The following is a 22,113-nucleotide window of genomic DNA, read 5'->3' on the forward strand; positions in this document are numbered from 1 at the left end:
GGTAAACGAATGCAGAAAAGAGGCTAATTTAGTATTTGTGCAAGCAGCTGTCTTACTGTGCCTGGTTCGAAAGGCTTGCCGCAAATGGCGTCGACGCCTTCTTGGGCAATGTTGGAGAGTTGGCTGTCCTCAGAGTTGGAGCTGACCATAAGAATGGGGATGTGTGCAATGGCTGGGTTTTGACGGACGGCATCGGTTAATTCTTTGCCATCCATTTCTGGCATATTGTAGTCCGTGACAATTAAATCAAATTCTTCTGTGTTGAGTTTTTCAATGGCTTGTCGACCATTCTCCGCTAATTGGATTTGCTCTATTCCCATGGTGTTGAGTGTTCGACTAACGTGCTTGCGGGCCATCTTGCTGTCATCTACTACGAGAACGCGCAAAGTTCTTGGGTCGAACAGTTCCAAATCGATTTCTTCTTCGGCAATCAAATCAATGGCCGAGTAAATAGCCCGTTGTAAATCGCGTTTCGAAAAGGGTTTGGGAAGGATAGCCAGTACGCCAGATTGTCTAAGGTGTTCTAGATGATCGCGATTCTTTTCACTTGAGACGAGCATGAAACACTGGTTTTCTGTCTCGGGGTTATTGCGGATGGTATCGATTAGGTCATTAGCTGTACCGTCGGGCAAGTACATGGAAGAAATGATTAAATCTGGTGGAAAATTGGCGAGATTTTCCAGTGTTTCCTTAATATTGTTGGTGTAATCGATTTGCTTTACACCCGCATCTTTCAGGGCTTTGCCGATAATTTTTTTTTGCATATCGGACGGTTCGACAAGGAGTAGAGAAAGATCTTTTATTGCGGTGAAGCCTATCATCGTTGAGTTATCCTATTTTTTATCCATCTTATACAATCCTAGCACATCAGTTAGGTTAAAATGAGCTATTTAGTCACGGTTATTTGGTGGAGAGTATTATTATGGCAATAGCCAGCGCCTGTCATATTTTAGTAAAAACGAAAGCAGAAGCGGAATCGATTAAAGTCAGACTGGATAAGGGAGAGGATTTCCATAAGTTAGCTAAGCAATATTCCACTTGCCCGTCAGGGAAAAAAGGGGGCGATTTGGGGGAGTTTCACAAAGGAGATATGGTGCCAGCGTTTGATAAGGCGGCATTTTCTGGCCCGTTGTTGAAAATTCAAGGTCCTATTAAGACACAATTCGGTTACCATTTGATTAAAGTGTTGTACCGATCCTAATTGAAAGACATTTAAAGGAGAGAGTTATGAATAATCCGATTGCACTAGATGAGATGTATTTTGTTGGTCCTCAGATTTTGGTTGAGGATTTTGCAAAACTAAAAGCCATGGGGTTTGAGCGAGTGATTAATAATCGCCCCGATGGTGAGGCTGAGGAACAGCCTGCTTCTGCCGATCTTGAGATGGCGGCGCGGGCACAGGGGTTAGAATACGTTTATAATCCAGTTAACTTGAATGCCCTAGGGCAGGCGCAAGTGTCCCAACAGCAAGCTTCTCTTGAAGAGAGTAAAAAGACCTTTGCATTTTGTCGTACTGGCACTCGTTCTTCTGTTGCGTGGGTGTTGGTAAATAACGCTCAGGGCCAGGATTACCAGACGTTGGTTGACTATGTATCTGCCAAAGGTTTTGATCTTGCACGTTGTGAGGCGGCAATGCAGCCCCTGGCTACTAACAACGCGTAAGTCTAGTGAATGGTGTTGCCACAAAAACCTGCAGTAGCAGGTTTTTTAATGGGTAAGCATGATGGGGGCAAATATTAGATAGGTTAACGTGGTGTCTTTTAGTAAACTTTCAGTACATCAACGTGATAGGTGAATTATGGTAAGTCGACCATCTTTAGAAACGGCTACCGCGTCAGACCCCGACCGATTTGTTGAACCTTTAGAGCTAGGTAAACGAGTAAAAGAGATTCGATTGACAAAGGGGTGGACGCTTGAGGAAGTCAGTAAGCGTACAGGGATTGCTCGATCAACATTGTCGAAAATTGAGAATGATCAGGTATCGCCAAGTTTCACAATTGTGCAAAAGTTAATCCAGGGGTTGGGGATGGATTTGCCTCAACTGTTTGTTGAAGCAAGTGAACATTCCATTGCGGGTCGCCGAGATATTACTCGTAAAGGTAGGGGGGAACCTCACCCAACGGCAACCTATGAGCATGAGTTATTGAATTTCTCCATTAGCCGTAAAAAAATGGTGCCGTTTAAAACGACGGTGCGGGCGCGCTCCTTTGGTGAGTTTAAGGAGTGGGTGCGTCATGATGGAGAAGAGTTTTTATTGGTGTTGGAAGGGAAAATTAATTTTTTCTCTGAGTTCTATGAACCAATTGAATTAAAAGAAGGGGACAGTGTGTATTATGATGCCACTATGGGTCATGTGGTTGTCTCTACCTCTAGTAAAGATGCATTAATCCTTTGGGTGGTGGCTCGCTAAAGGAAAGGTAATCGACTTTAAGAGAATGTTGGTTTTTATTGCCTGGATAACCAGTCATAGAAAAGAGTGAATTTAAATACAATAAGGTCAAAACGATATGAGTAACTGGAGTTTAGAGAGTTGGAGGGCGAAGACGGCCCTGCAGCAGCCTGTTTACCCAAGTGCAGAGCATTTGGCGCAAGTTGAAAACACACTGGGGAAAATGCCGCCTTTAGTGTTTGCTGGTGAAGCTCGCCAGTTAAAACAAGCCTTATCTAAAGTGGCTAAAGGTGAATCCTTTTTGTTGCAAGGTGGGGATTGCGCGGAAAGCTTTGCGGAATTTCATGCTAATAACATTCGCGATACTTTCAAAGTCATGCTGCAAATGGCTGTGGTGTTGACCTATGCAGGTAAATGTCCTGTGGTAAAAGTGGGCCGCATGGCGGGGCAGTTTGCAAAGCCTCGATCCGCTGGTACGGAAACCGTTAATGGTGTTGAATTACCCAGTTATCGTGGTGATATTATCAATGGCATTGAATTTGATTCGTCTGCTCGCATACCTGATCCAGAGCGTTTGATTAAAGTGTATAACCAAAGTGCTTCGACAATGAATCTGCTACGAGCTTTTGCTCAGGGGGGCTATGCAGATCTTCATCAGGTGCACAAGTGGAATAATGACTTTTTGCAAGCCAGTCCAGCCGGTGAAAAATACCAAGGTATTGCCGATAAAATCGATGACGCGCTGCAGTTTATGGAGGCCTGTGGTATCGGTAATGTGAGTCAATTGCACGAAACCGAGTTTTATACCTCCCATGAGGCCTTGCTGTTGCCTTATGAGCAAGCTCTGACGCGCCAAGATAGCTTGTCTGGTGACTGGTACGATTGTTCTGCACACATGTTGTGGATCGGGGATCGTACTCGCCAGCTGGACGGTGCTCATGTGGAGTTTTTGCGGGGTGTACAAAACCCAATTGGTGTGAAAGCTGGCCCAACAATGGACCCTGAAGATTTGTTGCGTTTATGTGATGCGTTGAATCCTAAAAACGAAGCGGGACGTTTGAATATTATTGTTCGTATGGGAGCTGATAAAGTTGAAGAGGGCATGCCTAAGCTAATTCAGGCGATTCAGCGTGAAGGTAAGCAGGTTGTCTGGAGCAGTGATCCCATGCATGGCAATACGGTTAAAGCCAGCTCTGGTTACAAGACTCGTCATGTGGATCATGTGTTGCGTGAAGTACAGCAGTTCTTCCAAGTGCATAAAGCAGAAGGTAGCTATGCTGGCGGGGTGCATTTCGAAATGACGGGTCAAAATGTGACAGAGTGTGTGGGCGGGGCGTTCCAGGTGTCAGAATCCGACCTTGGTGATCGTTACCATACCCATTGTGATCCACGTTTGAATGCGGATCAGTCTCTTGAGTTGGCCTTTATGATTTCTGAAACCTTGAAAAAAGCGCGGGCGTAACTGTCGGCGAGCTTGCTTATTGATGCAGGCTTTATCTCTTTTCAAAAAAAAATCCCAATCAAGCTATCATGATTGGGATTTTTTATGCGTGTTTTAGTTGTAGGGCTAATGGGCTCTACTATTCAGTATTACCCTTTACGACGGCGAAAGGCTGACATGGCTGATTTTGATGTGATATCAATTTTTGCCATAATCAATGCCATTTCTTCCGCTTCGGCTTGTTGTTGTGCTTTTAATTTGTCTTCACGCTCTTTTTTGGCTGCCTTTTCCGCTTCGCGCAGCATGCGTTGAATGCTGGCTTTGCTTTTAGGGCGTTCTACTTTAGAGACGTCTGATGGTTTTTTAGGGTCTGCTGCTTTTGCGGCCGATGCAGGAGAATCCAAACGATCTTCACCAATGAGCTCGCCAAAAAAGGAACGAGCCGTCGGTTTTGGCTCTACCTCTTTTTTGATGGGGAGCTCAACTGACTTTTTTGTTGCGGCCTTTCTGGTTTTTTTAGGTTGTTCAGCAGTTGAAACGCCATTAGAGTCAAACAAGGCTTTTTTGCCAAAGCTCAGTGTCGCGGCTTTGGTGGTTGTTTGACCTATTTTGTAACCACGAAGGCTTTCACCGTTGTAAATTGAGACATAGTCTTTCTCAAGCTCATAAAGCTCTTCTTTATCATCGGTTTCAAACAGTTCTTCAACGGAGAAGGCACTAAGATCGTGCTCTCGAATGTCATCATATAGTGGAAAGTCTAACCCTTCATTGGCCGCCTCAACATATTGCTCAAAGCGTTGAAAGCCACTATTGAATGAAGTGCCTATATAATGTTTGCCAGTAATAGTATTTGTGATTTTAAAAACGACCAAAATCGCTGCCTCTTAACTTAATGTCTTTTAAATAGCATATAAACTCGACTCGCTTTTGAAATTCTCAAGCGAGCCAAGTTTCTAAAAAATAGGAATTAACGTTTTACGACGAGGTTCAGACCGTCGCGGACGTTGAGATGGACATTTTCGACTCGGTTATCTTGCGCAATCAGATGATTAAGATCATTGACCGCAATATCGCTGTCTTCTTTTGGATCAAGGACACGCCCTTGCCAAATAGAGTTGTCAATGATGATAAGCCCGCCAGAAACAACTAAAGGAAGAACTGCTTCATAATAGTTCAAATAGTTGCGTTTGTCGGCGTCAATAAAGACGAAGTCGAAGGGACCCTCAAGGTCTTGAATCGTATCCAAAGCGGGGCCAAAAATCGGCGTGATCTTGTGACCGTTAGGGCTACGATTAAAAAAGGACTGAGCAAACTCGATTGCTCTTGGGTTGGTTTCACAACAGATTAGTTCACCATCTTCGGGCATACCTTCGGCGATGGATAGAGCAGAGTAACCAGTAAACATACCGATCTCTAGTGCGCGCTTAGGCTGTTTGATCGTACTAAGAAGTTTCAGAGTACGACCAACGATTTTACCTGACAACTTGTTTGGGTAACCCATATCTGAGTAGGTTTTCTCAACCAACTCAATTAATAGATCAGGTTCTGATTGAGTTGTCTCAATGCAGTAGTTGTCAAGAGTATTAAGATCCATAAGGCCTTTCAGATATTAAGTGTGTTGCGAAACGGATGCCAATTTTACTCTGCCTCTCAAGAATGTCTATGGCAAAAGGAAAGAAAAATACCTTGATTTTCTATGATTCCTTTTTCATTGGTTTGTTTGTCTTTTTTCTGCCAAATAAGGATTCGCAAGATGGGACGAAAAATGGTAGTTTATCGGCCTGAAATTGACATGTGCTCTTTGGTATGGAGCACCACTGACTCCGATAGGGGAATAAAATGCCTGTAATTACTCTGCCAGATGGCAGCCAACGTACTTTTTCTAACCCAGTTACTGTTATGCAAGTGGCTGAAGATATCGGCCCAGGTCTTGCAAAGGCAACGGTGGCTGGTCGCATTAATGGCGTGCTAGTTGATGCTTGTGAATTGATCTCTGACGACGCTGAATTGAACATCATTACGGGTCGAGACCCTGAAGGTGTGGAAATTATTCGCCATTCTTTTGCTCACCTTGTTGGACATGCTGTTAAGCAATTGTATCCAACGGCGCAAATGGCCATTGGGCCTGTAATTAGCGATGGTTTCTATTATGACATCGCCTACGAGCGTCCGTTTACACCAGAAGATTTAGCGGCGATTGAAAAACGTATGGGAGAATTGGTAAAAACCGATTACGATGTTGTTAAGCACATGACCCCTATTGCCGAGGCGCGTCAACTTTTTGTGGACCGTGGCGAAACCTACAAGGTCGCTTTGATTGACGATATGGATGATTCTGTTGAGCGTGTTGGCTTGTATCATCATGAAGAATATGTGGATATGTGTCGTGGTCCTCATGTGCCAAATACCCGTGTTTTACGTCATTTTAAATTGATGAAGTTGGCTGGCGCGTACTGGCGTGGCGATTCTGATAATGAAATGTTACAGCGTATTTATGGTACCGCTTGGAACGACAAGAAAGAGTTAAAAGCGTATCTAACACGTATTGAAGAAGCGGAAAAGCGTGACCATCGTAAGTTAGGTAAGAAGCTGGATTTGTTTCATGTCCAAGAAGAAGCTCCTGGCATGGTGTTCTGGCACCCTAAAGGTTGGAGTTTGTATCAGGCTGTTGAGCAATACATGCGTAATAAACAGCGTGAGAATGGCTATCAAGAGGTGAAAACGCCACAGATCGTTGATCGCGTTTTATGGGAGAAATCTGGTCACTGGGGTAAGTACCATGAAAACATGTTTACTACCCATTCAGAAAACCGAGACTATGCCGTTAAGCCCATGAATTGTCCCTGTCATATCCAAGTGTACAATCAGGGCCTTAAGAGCTACCGAGATTTACCGTTTCGTATGGCGGAGTTTGGTTCTTGTCACCGCAATGAGCCGTCTGGCGCGTTGCATGGCATTATGCGTGTACGTAATTTTGTCCAAGATGATGGCCATATCTTTGTGACAGAAGGTCAAATTCAGCAAGAAGTATCTGAGTTTATCGACTTGTTGCATGAGGTGTATGCGGATTTTGGCTTTGATAATATTATTTATCGCTTGTCTACTCGTCCTGAACAACGTGTCGGGTCGGATGAGGTTTGGGATAAAGCAGAAAAAGCGCTGGCCGATGCATTGAATTCAGCTCATTTGGACTGGGAGGAGTTGCCAGGTGAAGGGGCGTTTTATGGCCCTAAAATAGAGTTTTCTTTGAAAGACGCCATTGGCCGTATTTGGCAATGTGGTACTATTCAGGTAGATTTCTCTATGCCGACTCGTCTTGGGGCACAATATGTGGCTGAAGATGGCTCTCGTCAGACACCCGTAATGTTGCATCGTGCCATCGTTGGTTCATTGGAACGTTTTATCGGTATTTTGATTGAAGAGAGCGAAGGGGCATTTCCCCTCTGGCTAGCGCCTGAACAAGTTGTTATCATGAATATCACAGATCGTCAGGCAGATTACTGCTCTGATTTGGAAAAAAGATTAAATTCAAACGGCTTTAGATCAAAACTTGACTTGAGAAACGAGAAGATCGGGTTTAAAATCCGCGAGCACACAATTCAACGCGTACCCTATTTGATTGTCGTTGGAGATAAAGAAGTAGAACAACAACAGGTTGCTGTTCGTACTCGTACTGGCGAAGATCTTGGGGTAATGAGTGTTTCCGATTTTGAAGTATTGCTTCAAAACGAAGTTGCTCGCCGTAGCCGTAAACAATAAATGGAGATATAGCTATAAAAGGTAATATGAATCGTGGACGTAGTGCCAGTAAGCAGCGTCCTTTAATCAACGAAAACATCCGAGCTAACGAAGTGCGTTTAATCGCAGCCGATGGCGAACAAGTTGGCGTTGTCTCGCTAGACGAGGCACTAAAAGCTGCGCAGGACGCTTCTTTAGATCTAGTGCAAATTGCTGATTCAGATCCAATTGTTTGCAAAATCATGGACTACGGTAAGCATATTTTTGAGGCAAAAAAAGCGAAAGCCGCTCAAAAGAAAAATGCTAAGCAGATCCAAGTTAAAGAAATGAAATTCCGTCCAGGGACGGAGGAAGGGGATTATCAGGTAAAACTCCGCAACCTGATACGTTTCCTTGAAGGCGGGGATAAGGCCAAGGTATCACTACGATATCGCGGTCGTGAAATGGCCCATCAAGAGCTTGGCATGCAGCTTATGAATCGAGTCGCTCAAGACTTAGAGGAATATGGTGTAGTAGAACAAGCCGCGAAAATGGAAGGTCGTCAATTGACGATGGTGCTAGGCCCCAAAAAGAAGAAGTAATTTTAAATAATGTTCTAAGAAAAGCTTAGGCTTTTTAAAAGACCATATTATTAAGAAATTACATTAACATTAACGAATGCGAGAGTGGTTTTATCATGTCCAAAATTAAGTCACACAGTGGCGCGTCTAAGCGCTTCAAACGTACCGCGAATGGTTTTAAACATAAACAGTCTCATACTAGTCACATTTTGACTAAGAAATCGACTAAGCGTAAGCGTCATCTTCGTTCTATGAACCAGATCGCGCAGAGCGACAAAGCGTTAATTGTACGCATGTTGCCTTACATCTAAGTTTAGATTTATTTTTTAGTTCATTCATTTCACTAGTAAAGGGTTTATATTATGCCTCGCGTAAAACGTGGTGTTCAGGCTCGTCGCCGTCACAAGAAGATTTTAAAGCAAGCTAAAGGTTACTACGGTGCACGTAGTCGTGTATTTCGTGTAGCGAAACAAGCTGTTATCAAAGCAGGTCAGTATCAGTACCGTGACCGTCGTCAGCGTAAACGTCAATTCCGCGCTTTGTGGATTGCTCGTATTAACGCTGCTGCACGTATCAACGGTTTGTCTTACAGCCGTTTCATCGCTGGCTTGAAAAAAGCGGCCATTGAAATTGACCGTAAAGTATTGGCTGATCTTGCTGTGTACGAGAAAGAAGTTTTTGCTGCTATCGTTACTAAAGCGAAAGCAAGCTTGGCTTAATTCTGACGTAGCCCTAGGGTGATTCAGTCTTGAAAGATTCTGTCTTAATAGATCGAGTTACTCAATGCAGTCTTTGATAGGGGAAGAGCCAATGGTTCTTCCCCTATTTTATTTTTTGGAGTGTATAAATGGAGAACCTAAAGCAGATTCTTGCTGATGCGCTAAGCGCAGTGGCTGCATCTGAGAGTGAGTCCGCACTGGATGATGTACGTGTGCATTATTTGGGTAAGAAGGGCGCTCTTACGGCTTTGTTGAAACAGCTTGGTCATGTTTCTGCAGAGGATAGACCAAAGTTTGGTCAAATGGTTAATGAGGCAAAAAGCCAAGTTCAGGAAAAAATTACTGAGCGTAAGAGTTCGTTAGCAAAGGCGGCACTTGATGCCAAACTTGCGACTGAAACCATTGATATTTCGTTATCTGGTAAGGGTCAAGAAGTGGGTGGGTTGCACCCAGTGACGCGTACTATGGAACGAATTGAAACCTTTTTTCGTGGTATTGGCTTCGATGTGGCTGCCGGTCCAGAAATCGAAGATGATTACCATAACTTTGAAGCTTTGAACATTCCGGCGCATCATCCTGCTCGGGCAATGCAAGATACCTTCTACTTCAATCCTACTACCGTGCTTAGAACCCATACATCACCTGTTCAAGTACGTACTATGGAAAATACTCAGCCACCGATCCGTATTATTTGTCCTGGTCGTGTTTATCGCTGTGATTCGGATCAGACGCATACGCCTATGTTTCATCAGGTGGAAGGCTTGTTGATCGATGAAAATATTTCGTTCGCAGATTTAAAAGGCATATTGCAACAGTTTTTGAATGTCTTTTTCGAAGATGACCTTAAAGTGCGTTTTCGTCCTAGCTATTTTCCATTTACTGAGCCATCTATTGAAGTGGATATTATGCGCACTAATAGCAAAGGTGAAGAGTCTTGGTTGGAAGTGTTGGGTTGTGGCATGGTTCATCCAAAAGTGCTTGAAATGTCAGGAATTGACTCAGAGAAGTACACGGGATTTGCTTTTGGAATGGGCGTTGAGCGTTTTGCCATGCTGCGGTACAAGGTAGATGATCTTCGTATGTTTTTTGAGAACGATTTACGCTTCCTTAAACAGTTCAAGTAACCAGTCGATCTAGGATGTTTATATGAAATTTAGTGAGAATTGGCTAAGAGAGTGGGTCAATCCAAATATCAGTAGTGATGATTTGGTGGCCCAGATTACTATGGCTGGCCTTGAAGTGGATGAAGTGTTGCCTGCTGCAGCCGCGTTTTCCGGTGTGGTAGTGGGTGAAATTATGAGCGCTGAGCCTCATCCTAATGCTGATAAATTGCAAGTTTGTCAGGTGTCTGACGGTGCTGAGCAGTTTCAGGTGGTGTGCGGTGCGCCCAATGCACGCCCGGGCATTAAAGTTCCATTTGCTAAAATTGGTGCTGTGCTTGGTGCCGATTTTAAAATCAAAAAAGCCAAACTGCGCCAAGTTGAATCGTTCGGCATGTTGTGTTCTGCCTCTGAGTTGGGGGTGAGTGATGACCATGATGGCATCATGGAGTTGCCTGATTCCGCTGTGACAGGGCAAGATTTTCGTGCTTTCTTAGGCTTGGATGATCAGATTATTGATGTCGATTTAACGCCCAACCGCAGTGATTGTCTAAGTGTCGCTGGTTTGGCTCGCGAAGTTGGCGTCTTAAATAAAATAGATTTAACACCCGTTGAGATTGCTCCCGCTGCAGTAGCCATTGATGATGTATTTCCCGTTCGTGTCGACGTCACAGACGCTTGCCCTCGTTATTTGGGTCGAGTTATTCGCGGTGTTGATGTGTCAGCGGCTACACCTCTATGGATGGTAGAGAAATTGCGTCGCAGTGGTATTCGCTCGATTGATCCGATCGTCGACATTACGAATTATGTCATGTTGGAATTGGGGCAGCCGATGCATGCTTTTGATTTGGCGAATTTGTCCGGTTCAATTGTGGTGCGTATGGCGAATAAAGACGAAAAAATCGTCTTGCTTGATGGTCAGGAAGTGACGTTGCGTGACGACACCATGGTGATTGCGGATGAGAAGGCGCCGTTGGCCATTGCCGGTGTGATGGGAGGTGAAGGCTCTGGCGTCAACTCAGAGACAAAAGATATCTTCTTGGAAAGTGCATTCTTTGCGCCACTTGCTTTGGCGGGTAAGGCGCGTTCTTATGGCTTACATACAGAGTCTTCTCATCGTTTTGAACGTGGTGTGGATGCAACATTGCAAGAGAAGGCGATTGAGCGTGCGACGGCGCTAGTGTTGCAAATTGCTGGCGGTCAAGTAGGGCCAATTGTTCATGCCGTTAATGAGGCTTCTTTACCAAAAGCAGAGACGGTGGTTTTACGTCGTAAGAAGTTAGATCAATATCTAGCTATGTCTATCGAAAAAGCGCTGGTAACGGATATTTTGACCCGTTTAGGTTTGGAAATGATAGACGTGACGGATGATGCGTGGACAACGAAAGTGCCGTCTCATCGTTTTGATATCGCTATCGAAGCGGATTTGATCGAAGAAATTGCTCGTATCTATGGGTATGATAATCTTCCTTCTTCCATGCCTAAGGCGGCGGTAAACTTCACGCCTTTGTCCGAATCAAAAACGCAAATACAATTGTTGCGTTCTGTATTGGTCTCGCAGGGCTATCAAGAAGCTGTTACGTATAGTTTTATTGACCCTGTGTTAAGTAAGCAGTTCTTGCCAAATATTGAGCCAGTGCCATTGGCTAATCCGATATCTGCCGATATGGGCGTTATGCGTCCAAGTTTGGTGCCTGGGTTGGTTAAGGCGTATCTGTATAACCAAAACCGTCAACAGTCTCGTGTCCGCTTGTTTGAAACAGGGCGTCGATTTATTGGGTCGGTTGACGCGTTGGCGGAACTGGATCAACAGTTACAGATTGCAGGATTGTTGGCAGGGTCTCGTGATGGTGAGGCTTGGTATCATAATGGGGAAAAGGTGGATTTTTACGACCTTAAAGCCCATGTAGAAATGATCTTTGCTTTGAATAATGGTGTAAAACCCACTTATGAACGCTCTGCTTGCGAATTTCTGCACCCAGGCCGCTCGGCGGATATTTTTGTTGATGGTCGTTTTGTTGGTCTCATGGGTGAGTTGCATCCACAACTTGCGAAGTCGCTCGGGGCTAATCAGTCGCTCTACGTGTTTGATATTGCCTTAGAAGCAGTACTCAATGCGCGTTTACCAGAATATGAAGCAATTTCTAAGTTTCCAGAAGTGCGTCGCGATTTGGCGTTATTGGTAGATCGTTCCGTACCTGTAAGTGATTTAGAGAAGGTGATTCGTTCATCGGCTGGAGATGCCTTCAAAAATGTCTTAGTTTTTGATGTTTATCAGGGGCAAGGCATTGATGAAACGAAAAAAAGTGTTGCTTTGGGGTTGACGTGGCAGCATCCTTCACACACTCTTAGTGATGAAGAAGTGAACAATTCTGTTGAAAAGGTTGTTGCTGCATTATCAGAAGAGCTTAGTGCTGTTGTAAGGGGGTAGTGTTATGGGATCGTTGACTAAAGCGGATCTTGCTGAGAACTTGGTAGACTCTATCGGTTTGTCTAAGAAAGATGCAAAAGATCTTGTCGAAGGTTTTTTTGATGTCATTCGTGAGTCGCTGGTTGAAAGACAGCAGGTAAAGTTGTCTGGATTTGGTAACTTTGAGGTGCGCGAGAAGAGTCAGCGTCCTGGTCGCAACCCCAAAACGGGGGAGGAGATTCCTATTACCGCACGGACTGTTGTGACTTTTCGTCCTGGGCAAAAACTTAAGTCAAAGGTAGAAGATTACATGCATGAGTAACCTTGCTTAGGCAATGTACTGAGTTACCTTTATTAATAACCACTTTCTGTTGCTGAGTCGGTTGGCACAAGTTGGTTGTTGGATAGAAAGCCATTCTTAGCACTAAGGATGGCTTTTTTGTTTGCCTTACTTCTTCTAAGAGAGTCGTGCAGTTCTAAAGAGTGGGTGGTTATTTGCTCGGTTATAAGTATATTTAGATCAATAGCTAAGCAATTTTTGCTGTAAAGGCTCAGGTCGTGATTAATTTTTAAAAAAACTGAATAAAACTCTTCCCTTTTCAATTCGTTATAGTAATATACGCACCCGCTGACACGGACAGAGTTTTACTTTTCAGTTGTCAGTTTCGGGGCGTAGCGCAGCCTGGTAGCGCACTAGCATGGGGTGCTAGTGGTCGCAGGTTCAAATCCTGCCGTCCCGACCATAATTTGAGTTTGCCGCTATAGCTCAGTTGGTAGAGCATCTGACTTGTAATCAGAGGGTCCCGAGTTCGACTCTTGGTGGCGGCACCAATTTTGGTCAAAGCTCTCTTTGAGAGTAAGAATACAATTTGCTTTTATTAAAGCCGCTATAGCTCAGTTGGTAGAGCATCTGACTTGTAATCAGAGGGTCCCGAGTTCGACTCTTGGTGGCGGCACCACTTCTTATAGAAGTACTTAAAAGTAAACTGCGCGTATGTATTATGCCGCTATAGCTCAGTTGGTAGAGCATCTGACTTGTAATCAGAGGGTCCCGAGTTCGACTCTTGGTGGCGGCACCATTTACTTGCTTCGGTTTGTAAATTAAAAAATTGTTTTGGCACTAAGCCGCTATAGCTCAGTTGGTAGAGCATCTGACTTGTAATCAGAGGGTCCCGAGTTCGACTCTTGGTGGCGGCACCATCCTTATCAAAAGGGATGGAAGTGTTAAAAATGGTTATGTAGCTCAGTTAAGAGATTGATCTTAATAAAGCGCATATCAGAGGGAGTTAAGAGCTCCACATCGAACAGATGTAAAATGTTGATTGGGTGTGTAGCTCAGTTTGGAAAATATTTCCTTACAAGGCGCATATCAGTGGGAGTTCAAGAACTCCGCATCGAACAGATGTAAAATGTTGATTGGGTGTGTAGCTCAGTTGGGAGAGCGTCGCCCTTACAAGGCGAATGTCGGGAGTTCGAACCTCTCCACACCCACCACTTATAAGACAGTGGCTAAACAGCTTATAACAACGGAGTGGTAGTTCAGTTGGTTAGAATACCTGCCTGTCACGCAGGGGGTCGCGGGTTCGAGTCCCGTCCATTCCGCCACTTACTTTTAATGAGAAGTAAGTTGCAAGTAAAACTATCATTATGATGGGTGTGTAGCTCAGTTGGGAAAATGTTTCTTTACAAGGCGCATATTCAGTGGGAGTTAAGAACTCCACATCGAACAGATGTAAAATGTTATTGGGTGTGTAGCTCAGTTGGGAGAGCGTCGCCCTTACAAGGCGAATGTCGGGAGTTCGAACCTCTCCACACCCACCACTTATAAGACAGTGGTTAAACAGCTTATGAAAACGGAGTGGTAGTTCAGTTGGTTAGAATACCTGCCTGTCACGCAGGGGGTCGCGGGTTCGAGTCCCGTCCATTCCGCCAATTACTTTTGATGAGAAGTAAGTTGCAAGTAAAACTATCATTATGATGGGTGTGTAGCTCAGTTGGGAGAGCGTCGCCCTTACAAGGCGAATGTCGGGAGTTCGAACCTCTCCACACCCACCACTTATAGGGAAGTGGCTAAACAACCTATGAAACGGAGTGGTAGTTCAGTTGGTTAGAATACCTGCCTGTCACGCAGGGGGTCGCGGGTTCGAGTCCCGTCCATTCCGCCACTTACTTTTGATGAGAAGTAAGTTGCAAGTAAAACTATCATTATGATGGGTGTGTAGCTCAGTTGGGAGAGCGTCGCCCTTACAAGGCGAATGTCGGGAGTTCGAACCTCTCCACACCCACCACTTATAAGACAGTGGTTAAACAGCTTATGACAACGGAGTGGTAGTTCAGTTGGTTAGAATACCTGCCTGTCACGCAGGGGGTCGCGGGTTCGAGTCCCGTCCATTCCGCCACTTACTTTTGATGAGAAGTAAGTTGGTAGCAGTACCATCATTATGATAGGTGTGTAGCTCAGTTGGGAAATTGATCTTAACAAGGCGCATATCAGTGGGAGTTCACTAACTCCACATCGAACAGATGTAAAATGTTGATTGGGTGTGTAGCTTAGTTGGGAAATTGATCTTAACAAGGCGCATATCAGTGGGAGTTCACGAACTCCACATCGAACAGATGTAAAATGTTGATTGGGTGTGTAGCTTAGTTGGGAAATTGATCTTAACAAGGCGCATATCAGTGGGAGTTCACGAACTCCACATCGACCAGATGTAAAATGTTGATTGGGTGTGTAGCTCAGTTGGGAGAGCGTCGCCCTTACAAGGCGAATGTCGGGAGTTCGAACCTCTCCACACCCACCACTTATAAGACAGTGGCTAAACAGCTTATAACAACGGAGTGGTAGTTCAGTTGGTTAGAATACCTGCCTGTCACGCAGGGGGTCGCGGGTTCGAGTCCCGTCCATTCCGCCATTTTCATCTAGTAAAAATCAAAATCTATCAATAGCCTCTTAGATAGATAACTAAATATCTCCTTTCTCTAGCAATATCATTTTTCAGTCTTTCTATTTTTTCACTGTTTTCAATAATTCAGTTTATCATTATTGGTCTTCTCTATTATTAAATTTTATAAAAAAAACCACTTTAATAGTTTTTAATTTTCGACTTCAATGACATATAGATTGTCATCTGAAGCAAACTTGCTGCGTCTTGTGCAGTGAGCGCATTTTTATGAAATGTTTTTTGTAAATATTCAAATAAAGTCGTGATGCCTACTGGTAATATCATGTCGAGGAGTACTATACTCAGACCGTATAGGGGGATTTGTCAAATTTCCCTAAAGATTCACCAATAAAAATAAAAAATGGAGCTTAATATGACAACCTTATCAACTCGTTCTTGCGTTTTATTTAAAGCAAGTGTGGTCGCTTTGGCGGTAGCGTCGGCTTCTAGCGCTTACTCAGCGGGCTTTGCTTTAAATGATCATAGTACGACGGCATCAGGAAATGCTTTAGCTGGTGCTGCAGCTTCTGGTGAAGACATTTCTTTTAGTTACTGGAACCCCGCCCTTTTTCTGAATGCTAAGAAAAATACCTTTTATGTATCGGGCGCGTATGTTATGCCAAAAATGGACGTAACGAATATTCAGGCAAAGGATGCGGCTCCTGCTAAAGTAGGTGGACCAACAAATTTAGCAACCTCTTCAACGTCAAACACTAATTCTGTCGATAATGCTCTTATTCCTGCTTTCTATTATGCGATGCCTTTGTCTGAAGGCACGGTGGCTGGGGTCTCTTTAAATGCGCCCTTTGGGTTGTCTGGGGACTATGGTAATACTTGGCCAGGCCGTTTCCATGCGACTGAAACGTCTTTAAAAGACATTGCTTTAGCTTTTTCCGTCGCTCATAGAGTAAATGATTGGTTTTCTGCTGGTGCCAGTGTGCAAGTCCATCGTGCTCATGTTGTGTTAGCCTCTGCAGTGGGAACAGCTAACCCTTATGCTGGAGGTGAAGGGCTGGGTAAGATTAAGGCTGCGGCAACCGGATATGGGTTCAGTTTGGGGGTGTTAATGGAGCCCATTAAAGGAACCCGTATCGGTATCGGTTATCGAAGCAAAGTGAAATTTGATTTCAAAGGTGGGGTTAAGTACGACAATGTTGCTGGGGTAAACCAAGGTCTTGCTAAACTGGGAGCGGGCTATCAGTTGGTAAATACAAGCGCTGAAGATAGCCTTAAATTTCCTGATGTGCTAACCATCAGTTTGGATCAAACCTTAACGAATAAACTGCGTCTTGGCTTAAGTGCAATACACACAGGTTGGAGTTCAATGAAGGATGGTCTTAACATTAAGTTTGGTAGTAATCAGCCTAACTCCGTCCTCACTTTTGGCTTTGATGATGAGTGGATGTATTCAGCAGGTTTAACTTACGATTATTCCGAAGCTTGGACATTGCGCACTGGTATTGCTATGGATAACACACCTGTGACAGATAAATACCGTTCAGCAAGAACGCCAGATGGTAATCGTAAGTGGTACTCCGTGGGCGCGACGTATCACATTGATGATTCCAGCTCCGCTTCCTTTGCTTATACCCATGTCGCTATAGAGAATGTGAGTGTGAATCGTGATGGTAGTTTGCCAGAAGATGCTTCAAGAGGGACCTATAAAGCCGATTATGACTCTTCAGCAAATGTGGTTTCCTTGGCTTATACGAAAGCGTTCTAGGTGTTAGATAACCGTTCAAAGCTTTCTATTTTCAGCTTTTTACGAGTTTTACCCTTAATGATGATAGGTTGAGAAATAAGATGATCAAAGCCTGAGTATTAATAATGCTCAGGCTTTTTTGTTTCTTTTTCCTGTATCATGGAAAATTAAGGCGGTTATACCAGATAAAATCTTTGGAGGATAACCCCTTATGTTGTTATTAGCGAACCAGTCTTAAATGTTTTGCTTTGGCGTGGTTGTTTTCTGTCCATTCTGTCATGGGAGCAGGCTTGCCAAAATAGTAGCCTTGCATGATATGACAGCCCAAATCGATAAGTGTATCTGCTTGTTCTTTGCTCTCTATGCCCTCTGCGATGACTTTCATATTAAGTGATTGAGCAAGTTGAATGGTTGACTTAACAATATCTAGGTGTCGTTGGTCGTCAGGTAAGGGCGATACAAAGCGTCGGTCTATTTTCAAGATTTTGGCGGGAATGTCGATTAATTGCCCTAATGAAGCGAGGCCCGTACCAAAATCATCAATGGCAATAATAAAACCGTACTGCGATAGGGCTTTGAGACGTTTGTGGACAATCGGATGAGTCATTACAGCGCTGGTTTCAGTAATTTCCAATTCAAGCATTTTACCAAGCCAAGGATGGTCCGCAGATAAAGACATTAGATGAGCAAAAAACACATCATTCATTAATTCTTGGCCTGCTAAATTGAAAGCGATGGGCGTGTAGATTTTTTCTTTATGCCACTCGGATAAAATTGGGATGAGAGAGCGAAGTAAGTTTTCTGCAAGAGTGGGTAGAAGCCCCAGCTTTTCTGCTAAATAGATAAACGTCATAGGGGAGACAAAACTGCCGTCTGCTTTTTGCCAGCGAGCCAATGCTTCAAAGGAACAGATGTAGCCATCCCGTCCAATTTGAGGCTGTAACCATAAAACAACGTTGTTGCATTTTATGGCGTTACTTAATTCAAGTCCAAGCTGATGTTCTTCTACTAATTTGTCTTCAAGCTGGTTGTTGTAATAAGAAATTCGATCAGCGTTGGATGAGTATTCCAACGCCATTTCGCAGCGATCAAGCAATTCTTCCGCGCTGTTTCCATCGGTTTGATAATAAGAAACACCCACTTGATAATCCATATTTAATAGGTTGCCATCCATTTTTATTTGATCTGGTAGGGTAGATTGAATCAGAGCGGATAGATTTCGTTTGATTAAATAGGTTTGTCCAAGAGGGACAAAGCAGGCGAACTTTACGCCTCGAAGACGGCAGATAAAGGTTTGATCTGAGAGCTTGTTTTTGAGGATTTTGGCGAAACTTAAGATGAGGCGATTGGCGTTGTCTTTGCCATATTGCTTATTAAGCAACTTAAACTGGCTAATGCGAATAATGATCATGGCGCCAGAATAATGGGTTATTTCGAATGCTAGCTTGTTATTTACCTGCTGACAAAAGAACTTCACATTTGGTAGCAACGTGAGGGTATCAAAATTTGTTAATCGGGAGTTGGTTTGTTGAGAGCTTTCCAGTTGCTGTTTTAAGGCTTTAATCTGCGAAATATCTTGTAAATGCAGGATATAGTGACCATGATTCGTCAGGCTGACTCTATGCATTTCAATTAGCGTATTAGAATTGGCTTTCAGTGAGCATTCCCTAGTGTTCGATTGCCAAAAGTAGCGTTCAGAACGGTCTTCGGTGGGTGTCAGCCAGTGCTGTACTAGGCTGTTTTCTATTTTATTTCGTTGGCTTTCTGAGTGGGAGAGTAACTGTCTTGCCAGTTCGTTCACCTTTAGAATTTTTCCAGCCTTATTGCAGAGCATGGTTGGTGTTCCGGTATGCTCGAAAATCTCTTCATATAGAGTGTTGTTAAGGTTGAGTTTGCGATACAAGGATTCTAAATGCGTGGTATTGCTTTCGAGCGTATAAACCATTCGCGACACCGCAAATGGTAAGCCAAAATTGAGGGTGGCAAACGTCAGCAGCTGAAAATAGAACGAAGTAAATTCAGGCAGTATAGTGTCGCTCGTTTGCTCCAAAGAGTGTGACATATGTACAGCTAAGTAAAAAGAGCCAATATTGGCAATACTTATGGCTAATGTGGTACGGAAATTAAAGAATAAGCGGGCTATTAGGGGCAAAGAGTAGAGTGAAAGCAGTCCATACTTTATGGCATTGGTATTCGTTGTCATCGTGATAAGCAAAATGCCTGTGGTTATCATGACGATTAAATACAGTACTGAAACAGTAAAGGTATAGCGCCGACAATATACCAGCAATCCAATTAAGATGGCTACGTAGCTGCTATTGATGGTAAGGAAAAACGTTTTTCCTTCAAACTCCGGAATAAGCAGACCATTTATTTCAACAAACAAGAACACTAATAGTGTCACAACGATCAGAATTTTAAGGGCGCTCTGCTGAAACGTTATCTTGCTATGCTGTTGCTGATTTTCAGGTTCAATTAGAAAAAAAGCTTTCAAAAAGTCAATTAACATCGATTAACTTCATATACAGATGGAAGGGGTTACTAAACAAGATTAGAGGCTACCGAAAAAAGAGCCTAATGACTATCATGTTTTTTGTTTATAACTGTATTTTTTTGGAAACTATGCTTGTAATGAATGGTATTTTCTTATGATGGAGGTCTTATGGGACGCGCTTTTTATGAATAACGCTGAAAACCGAGCGAGTAGTGCTTTGCCAATAGCCGATCTTTACCTACAGCTATCGTCAGTATGCCTCAAAATCTATATGACTAGGGAAGGAACGTAATGAGCCAATTAAGAGAGAGCTTGAGGAAAGTCCTCTCTTGTTAAAGGTCTAAACGGTCAGAAAAGCCTCTACTGGCTACACTGAGTATGAAAGTTGTTCGTCATTAAGTTTTTTAAATCATAATCGCAGGCATTTTCGCGTATAAGGTCTTTTCCTTCCCAAGAGACACTCATGGAAGAGGGAGCTTGGTGACGGTAACTTGGAATAAAACGATATGCTGCGATAACGTCAACACTGGAGTGTGGCCCCACTTGTACGCTTTGCCCGATGAGTCGCTGACGGGTTTCTGCATTATATAAGGTGTAATCCGTCGTATACTCCCGAGAGCCATTGCTATGGTTAAAGTTGAGCCAAATCTTGCGATAGGTTTGTGGTTGAGAGGTCGGGTTATCTAAACGCAATCGCGTATAAATAATTTGGGATTTGGAAAAACTAGGTCTGATCTCTTGGGCGACTTTTACGTAGCTCATGCCTTGGGTTTGCCAAGGCATGTTTGCACCAAAGGACGCTTCGACGATCTCAATATTTTTGTGTTGAAAAAGTCCATTAAGATAAGAGATTAGATCCTTCGTCGGCGCATAGAGTGCGAGTAGGGCTAAAGTGCCAATGATAAGCTGATTAAAGTAGTGTCTTGGTTTTGTAATGCCAATCATATCCACAACCTCAAGAAATCAATTAACTGTTTGTTTATACAGTACTGTATATAAAAACAGTAAAGATGTATACTATTAAGTGATATTTCGTTCAAATTTTATGCGAATCAGTGCAAACCCCTTGATAAATCAAAAGAAATAAAATTACTTAAAATAATGTTTGATTTTGAGTAAGTCATTGAATATAAAAAAATTATTGATGATTCCCACAGCCTTCTTCACGGATTCTGTGGACAATATAAATAGACTGATTCGTTTTTGATTTGATGGTTAGGAAAAGAGCAACTTTCTCTCGAAATGCAGATTTAATGGCAATATTAAGGCCAATCTTTATAATGCATGCCAACAAAAATGAGAGAGGCTAAGTGTGGATAAACGAGATGTAGTGATCATCGGGGCGGGGGCATCTGGGTTAATGTGTGCCGCGACGGCGGCGTACCGAGGTAAGCGAGTACTGGTGCTGGATCACGCCAATAGAGCAGGAAAAAAAATCCTCATGTCAGGTGGTGGACGTTGCAACTTTACCAATATGGATGCGGCACCCAAACACTTCTTATCCGATAACCCACATTTTTGTATTTCGGCGTTACGTCGGTTTTCTTCTCAAGACTTTGTTGATTTGGTTGACCGTCATGGTCTGGATTATGTGGAAAAAGCCCCAGGACAATTATTCTGTAAACATTCTGCTAAAGACTTGCTCGAAATCTTACTGACAGAGATTGAATGGTCTGGTGCAGAACTTAAGCTCAATACCAACATCCATCATATTGATTTTCAAGACGGACATACGATACTCAAAACCAATCAAGGTGATATCACATGTGACTCTTTGGTTATCGCGACGGGTGGCCTGTCCATTCCCACTATGGGGGCAACAGGATTTGGCTATGAGATTGCCAAACAAGTCGGTCATGAGATTCTGCCTACTAGGGCCAGTTTAGTACCAATTACTGTACAGCCAGAACGCAAAGCACAATTTGCCGAATTGTCTGGCATCGCCTGTGATATTGCAGCCACCGCCAATGGCATCACTTTCCAAGAGCCTATGTTATTCACACATCGCGGTGTGAGTGGCCCATCGATTCTGCAAATTACCAACTTCTGGCAACCCGGCGAGGCGCTAAGTATTAATATTGCGCCAAGCTTATCGTTAGATGATTTACTTGCTGTCCGCCAAAACACACCAAAGAAAAGCTACGAAGGTGTTTTATCGAACTTGTTGCCAAAACGTTTGGTGGAGTTGATGAAAGCTGAATTTCCTTGGTTGAATGAACGCAGCGCGCAAATTTCCAATGATCAAATCGACAGTTTGTTCGAGTATTTGGCAAATTTTGATATTGCACCCAATGGCACAGAAGGCTACCGCACTGCCGAAGTGACTCTGGGCGGCGTGAACACTAATGAGGTTTCATCCAAAACCTTTGAGTCACAAAAACAAAAAGGGCTTTATTTTATAGGGGAAGTGCTCGATGTTACAGGCTGGCTGGGTGGTTACAATTTCCAGTGGGCTTGGGCAAGTGGTTATTGCGCTGGACAGTATGTTTGACTGGTATTCCGGCACCCCCACTGGAATATCGACTATAGGCATTTCTTGCCGGGTGCGATCAAAAACAAGAAAAACTCTATCTAATTGATATTTATGTATATTATTTCAATTTTGGCTTGTCTTAGTT

General features: G+C 43.5%; 18 protein-coding genes and 15 tRNA genes. 28 read left to right on the forward strand and 5 right to left on the reverse strand.

The window, feature by feature from the left end:
• Positions 1 to 23: 23 nt before the first annotated feature.
• On the reverse strand, positions 24 to 821 hold the full coding sequence (locus AC0VYG_RS09690) for a response regulator transcription factor (protein WP_475432092.1): 798 nt from the start codon (positions 819 to 821) through the stop codon (positions 24 to 26).
• Positions 822 to 922: 101 nt separating this feature from the next.
• Between AC0VYG_RS09690 and AC0VYG_RS09695 the strand changes: the two genes are divergently transcribed.
• The 4 genes from AC0VYG_RS09695 (at position 923) to AC0VYG_RS09710 (ending at position 3,851) form a co-directional block, all read left to right on the forward strand.
• A complete protein-coding gene (locus tag AC0VYG_RS09695; protein ID WP_475432093.1) occupies positions 923 to 1,201 on the forward strand; it encodes a peptidylprolyl isomerase in 279 nt (92 codons plus the stop codon).
• 26 nt (positions 1,202 to 1,227) lie between these two features.
• The gene (locus tag AC0VYG_RS09700; RefSeq protein WP_475432094.1) at positions 1,228 to 1,662 is read left to right on the forward strand and encodes a protein tyrosine phosphatase family protein; all 435 of its coding nucleotides are present in this window, start codon (positions 1,228 to 1,230) and stop codon (positions 1,660 to 1,662) included.
• 136 nt (positions 1,663 to 1,798) lie between these two features.
• On the forward strand, positions 1,799 to 2,410 hold the full coding sequence (locus AC0VYG_RS09705) for a helix-turn-helix domain-containing protein (protein ID WP_475432095.1): 612 nt from the start codon (positions 1,799 to 1,801) through the stop codon (positions 2,408 to 2,410).
• A 97-nt stretch (positions 2,411 to 2,507) separates the two neighbouring features.
• Positions 2,508 to 3,851: a class II 3-deoxy-7-phosphoheptulonate synthase gene (locus tag AC0VYG_RS09710; RefSeq protein WP_475432096.1), complete on the forward strand. Its 1,344-nt coding sequence runs from the start codon at positions 2,508 to 2,510 to the stop codon at positions 3,849 to 3,851.
• 128 nt (positions 3,852 to 3,979) lie between these two features.
• Here the strand turns inward: AC0VYG_RS09710 and AC0VYG_RS09715 are convergent, their stop codons facing one another.
• Both AC0VYG_RS09715 and AC0VYG_RS09720 read right to left on the reverse strand, forming a co-directional pair.
• Complete coding sequence (locus tag AC0VYG_RS09715; protein WP_475432097.1) at positions 3,980 to 4,702, reverse strand: GIY-YIG nuclease family protein; 723 nt, start codon at positions 4,700 to 4,702, stop codon at positions 3,980 to 3,982.
• Positions 4,703 to 4,797: 95 nt separating this feature from the next.
• A complete protein-coding gene (locus AC0VYG_RS09720; protein ID WP_475432098.1) occupies positions 4,798 to 5,424 on the reverse strand; it encodes an O-methyltransferase in 627 nt (208 codons plus the stop codon).
• A 245-nt stretch (positions 5,425 to 5,669) separates the two neighbouring features.
• On the opposite strand from AC0VYG_RS09720, the gene thrS reads away from it, so the two are divergent.
• From thrS to AC0VYG_RS09835, 23 genes are all read left to right on the forward strand, one after another.
• Positions 5,670 to 7,589 carry a threonine--tRNA ligase gene (gene thrS / locus AC0VYG_RS09725; protein ID WP_475432099.1) on the forward strand — a complete coding sequence of 640 codons (1,920 nt, stop codon included), beginning with the start codon at positions 5,670 to 5,672 and terminating at the stop codon, positions 7,587 to 7,589.
• A gap of 26 nt (positions 7,590 to 7,615) precedes the next feature.
• A complete protein-coding gene (gene infC, locus AC0VYG_RS09730) occupies positions 7,616 to 8,149 on the forward strand; it encodes a translation initiation factor IF-3 (RefSeq protein WP_067016596.1) in 534 nt (177 codons plus the stop codon).
• A 95-nt stretch (positions 8,150 to 8,244) separates the two neighbouring features.
• Positions 8,245 to 8,439: a 50S ribosomal protein L35 gene (rpmI, locus tag AC0VYG_RS09735; protein ID WP_067343164.1), complete on the forward strand. Its 195-nt coding sequence runs from the start codon at positions 8,245 to 8,247 to the stop codon at positions 8,437 to 8,439.
• Positions 8,440 to 8,490: 51 nt separating this feature from the next.
• A complete protein-coding gene (gene rplT, locus AC0VYG_RS09740; RefSeq protein ID WP_067016598.1) occupies positions 8,491 to 8,847 on the forward strand; it encodes a 50S ribosomal protein L20 in 357 nt (118 codons plus the stop codon).
• Between the two features lie 128 nt (positions 8,848 to 8,975).
• Positions 8,976 to 9,971, forward strand: coding sequence for a phenylalanine--tRNA ligase subunit alpha (pheS, locus tag AC0VYG_RS09745; RefSeq protein ID WP_067016600.1), 996 nt, complete (start codon positions 8,976 to 8,978; stop codon positions 9,969 to 9,971).
• 22 nt (positions 9,972 to 9,993) lie between these two features.
• Complete coding sequence (gene pheT / locus AC0VYG_RS09750; protein ID WP_475432100.1) at positions 9,994 to 12,378, forward strand: phenylalanine--tRNA ligase subunit beta; 2,385 nt, start codon at positions 9,994 to 9,996, stop codon at positions 12,376 to 12,378.
• Between the two features lie 4 nt (positions 12,379 to 12,382).
• Positions 12,383 to 12,679 carry an integration host factor subunit alpha gene (locus tag AC0VYG_RS09755; protein ID WP_067016604.1) on the forward strand — a complete coding sequence of 99 codons (297 nt, stop codon included), beginning with the start codon at positions 12,383 to 12,385 and terminating at the stop codon, positions 12,677 to 12,679.
• A 344-nt stretch (positions 12,680 to 13,023) separates the two neighbouring features.
• Positions 13,024 to 13,100: transfer RNA gene (locus AC0VYG_RS09760), tRNA-Pro, on the forward strand.
• Positions 13,101 to 13,112: 12 nt separating this feature from the next.
• Positions 13,113 to 13,188 (forward strand) — tRNA-Thr (locus AC0VYG_RS09765).
• A gap of 52 nt (positions 13,189 to 13,240) precedes the next feature.
• A tRNA-Thr gene (locus AC0VYG_RS09770) sits at positions 13,241 to 13,316 on the forward strand.
• 44 nt (positions 13,317 to 13,360) lie between these two features.
• Positions 13,361 to 13,436, forward strand: a tRNA-Thr gene (locus tag AC0VYG_RS09775).
• Between the two features lie 45 nt (positions 13,437 to 13,481).
• Positions 13,482 to 13,557, forward strand: a tRNA-Thr gene (locus AC0VYG_RS09780).
• 218 nt (positions 13,558 to 13,775) lie between these two features.
• Positions 13,776 to 13,851, forward strand: a tRNA-Val gene (locus tag AC0VYG_RS09785).
• Positions 13,852 to 13,885: 34 nt separating this feature from the next.
• Positions 13,886 to 13,962: transfer RNA gene (locus AC0VYG_RS09790), tRNA-Asp, on the forward strand.
• 140 nt (positions 13,963 to 14,102) lie between these two features.
• Positions 14,103 to 14,178 (forward strand) — tRNA-Val (locus tag AC0VYG_RS09795).
• A gap of 34 nt (positions 14,179 to 14,212) precedes the next feature.
• Positions 14,213 to 14,289: transfer RNA gene (locus AC0VYG_RS09800), tRNA-Asp, on the forward strand.
• A 47-nt stretch (positions 14,290 to 14,336) separates the two neighbouring features.
• Positions 14,337 to 14,412: transfer RNA gene (locus AC0VYG_RS09805), tRNA-Val, on the forward strand.
• A 33-nt stretch (positions 14,413 to 14,445) separates the two neighbouring features.
• Positions 14,446 to 14,522, forward strand: a tRNA-Asp gene (locus AC0VYG_RS09810).
• 47 nt (positions 14,523 to 14,569) lie between these two features.
• A tRNA-Val gene (locus AC0VYG_RS09815) sits at positions 14,570 to 14,645 on the forward strand.
• A gap of 34 nt (positions 14,646 to 14,679) precedes the next feature.
• Positions 14,680 to 14,756, forward strand: a tRNA-Asp gene (locus tag AC0VYG_RS09820).
• 326 nt (positions 14,757 to 15,082) lie between these two features.
• Positions 15,083 to 15,158 (forward strand) — tRNA-Val (locus AC0VYG_RS09825).
• Between the two features lie 34 nt (positions 15,159 to 15,192).
• Positions 15,193 to 15,269: transfer RNA gene (locus AC0VYG_RS09830), tRNA-Asp, on the forward strand.
• A gap of 403 nt (positions 15,270 to 15,672) precedes the next feature.
• Entirely contained in the window at positions 15,673 to 17,022 is a 1,350-nt protein-coding gene (locus tag AC0VYG_RS09835) for an OmpP1/FadL family transporter (protein ID WP_475432101.1), read from the forward strand.
• 199 nt (positions 17,023 to 17,221) lie between these two features.
• Here AC0VYG_RS09835 and AC0VYG_RS09840 read toward each other — a convergent pair whose 3' ends face one another.
• Entirely contained in the window at positions 17,222 to 19,510 is a 2,289-nt protein-coding gene (locus tag AC0VYG_RS09840) for an EAL domain-containing protein (protein ID WP_475432102.1), read from the reverse strand.
• Positions 19,511 to 19,855: 345 nt separating this feature from the next.
• On the reverse strand, positions 19,856 to 20,440 hold the full coding sequence (locus AC0VYG_RS09845; protein ID WP_475432103.1) for a hypothetical protein: 585 nt from the start codon (positions 20,438 to 20,440) through the stop codon (positions 19,856 to 19,858).
• A gap of 367 nt (positions 20,441 to 20,807) precedes the next feature.
• Between AC0VYG_RS09845 and AC0VYG_RS09850 the strand changes: the two genes are divergently transcribed.
• On the forward strand, positions 20,808 to 21,986 hold the full coding sequence (locus AC0VYG_RS09850) for a BaiN/RdsA family NAD(P)/FAD-dependent oxidoreductase (protein ID WP_475432104.1): 1,179 nt from the start codon (positions 20,808 to 20,810) through the stop codon (positions 21,984 to 21,986).
• Positions 21,987 to 22,113 lie beyond the last annotated feature (127 nt).

The sequence above is a fragment of the Marinomonas sp. 63XJN7_7_ISO-PGPR-S23-202 genome (assembly GCF_056173505.1).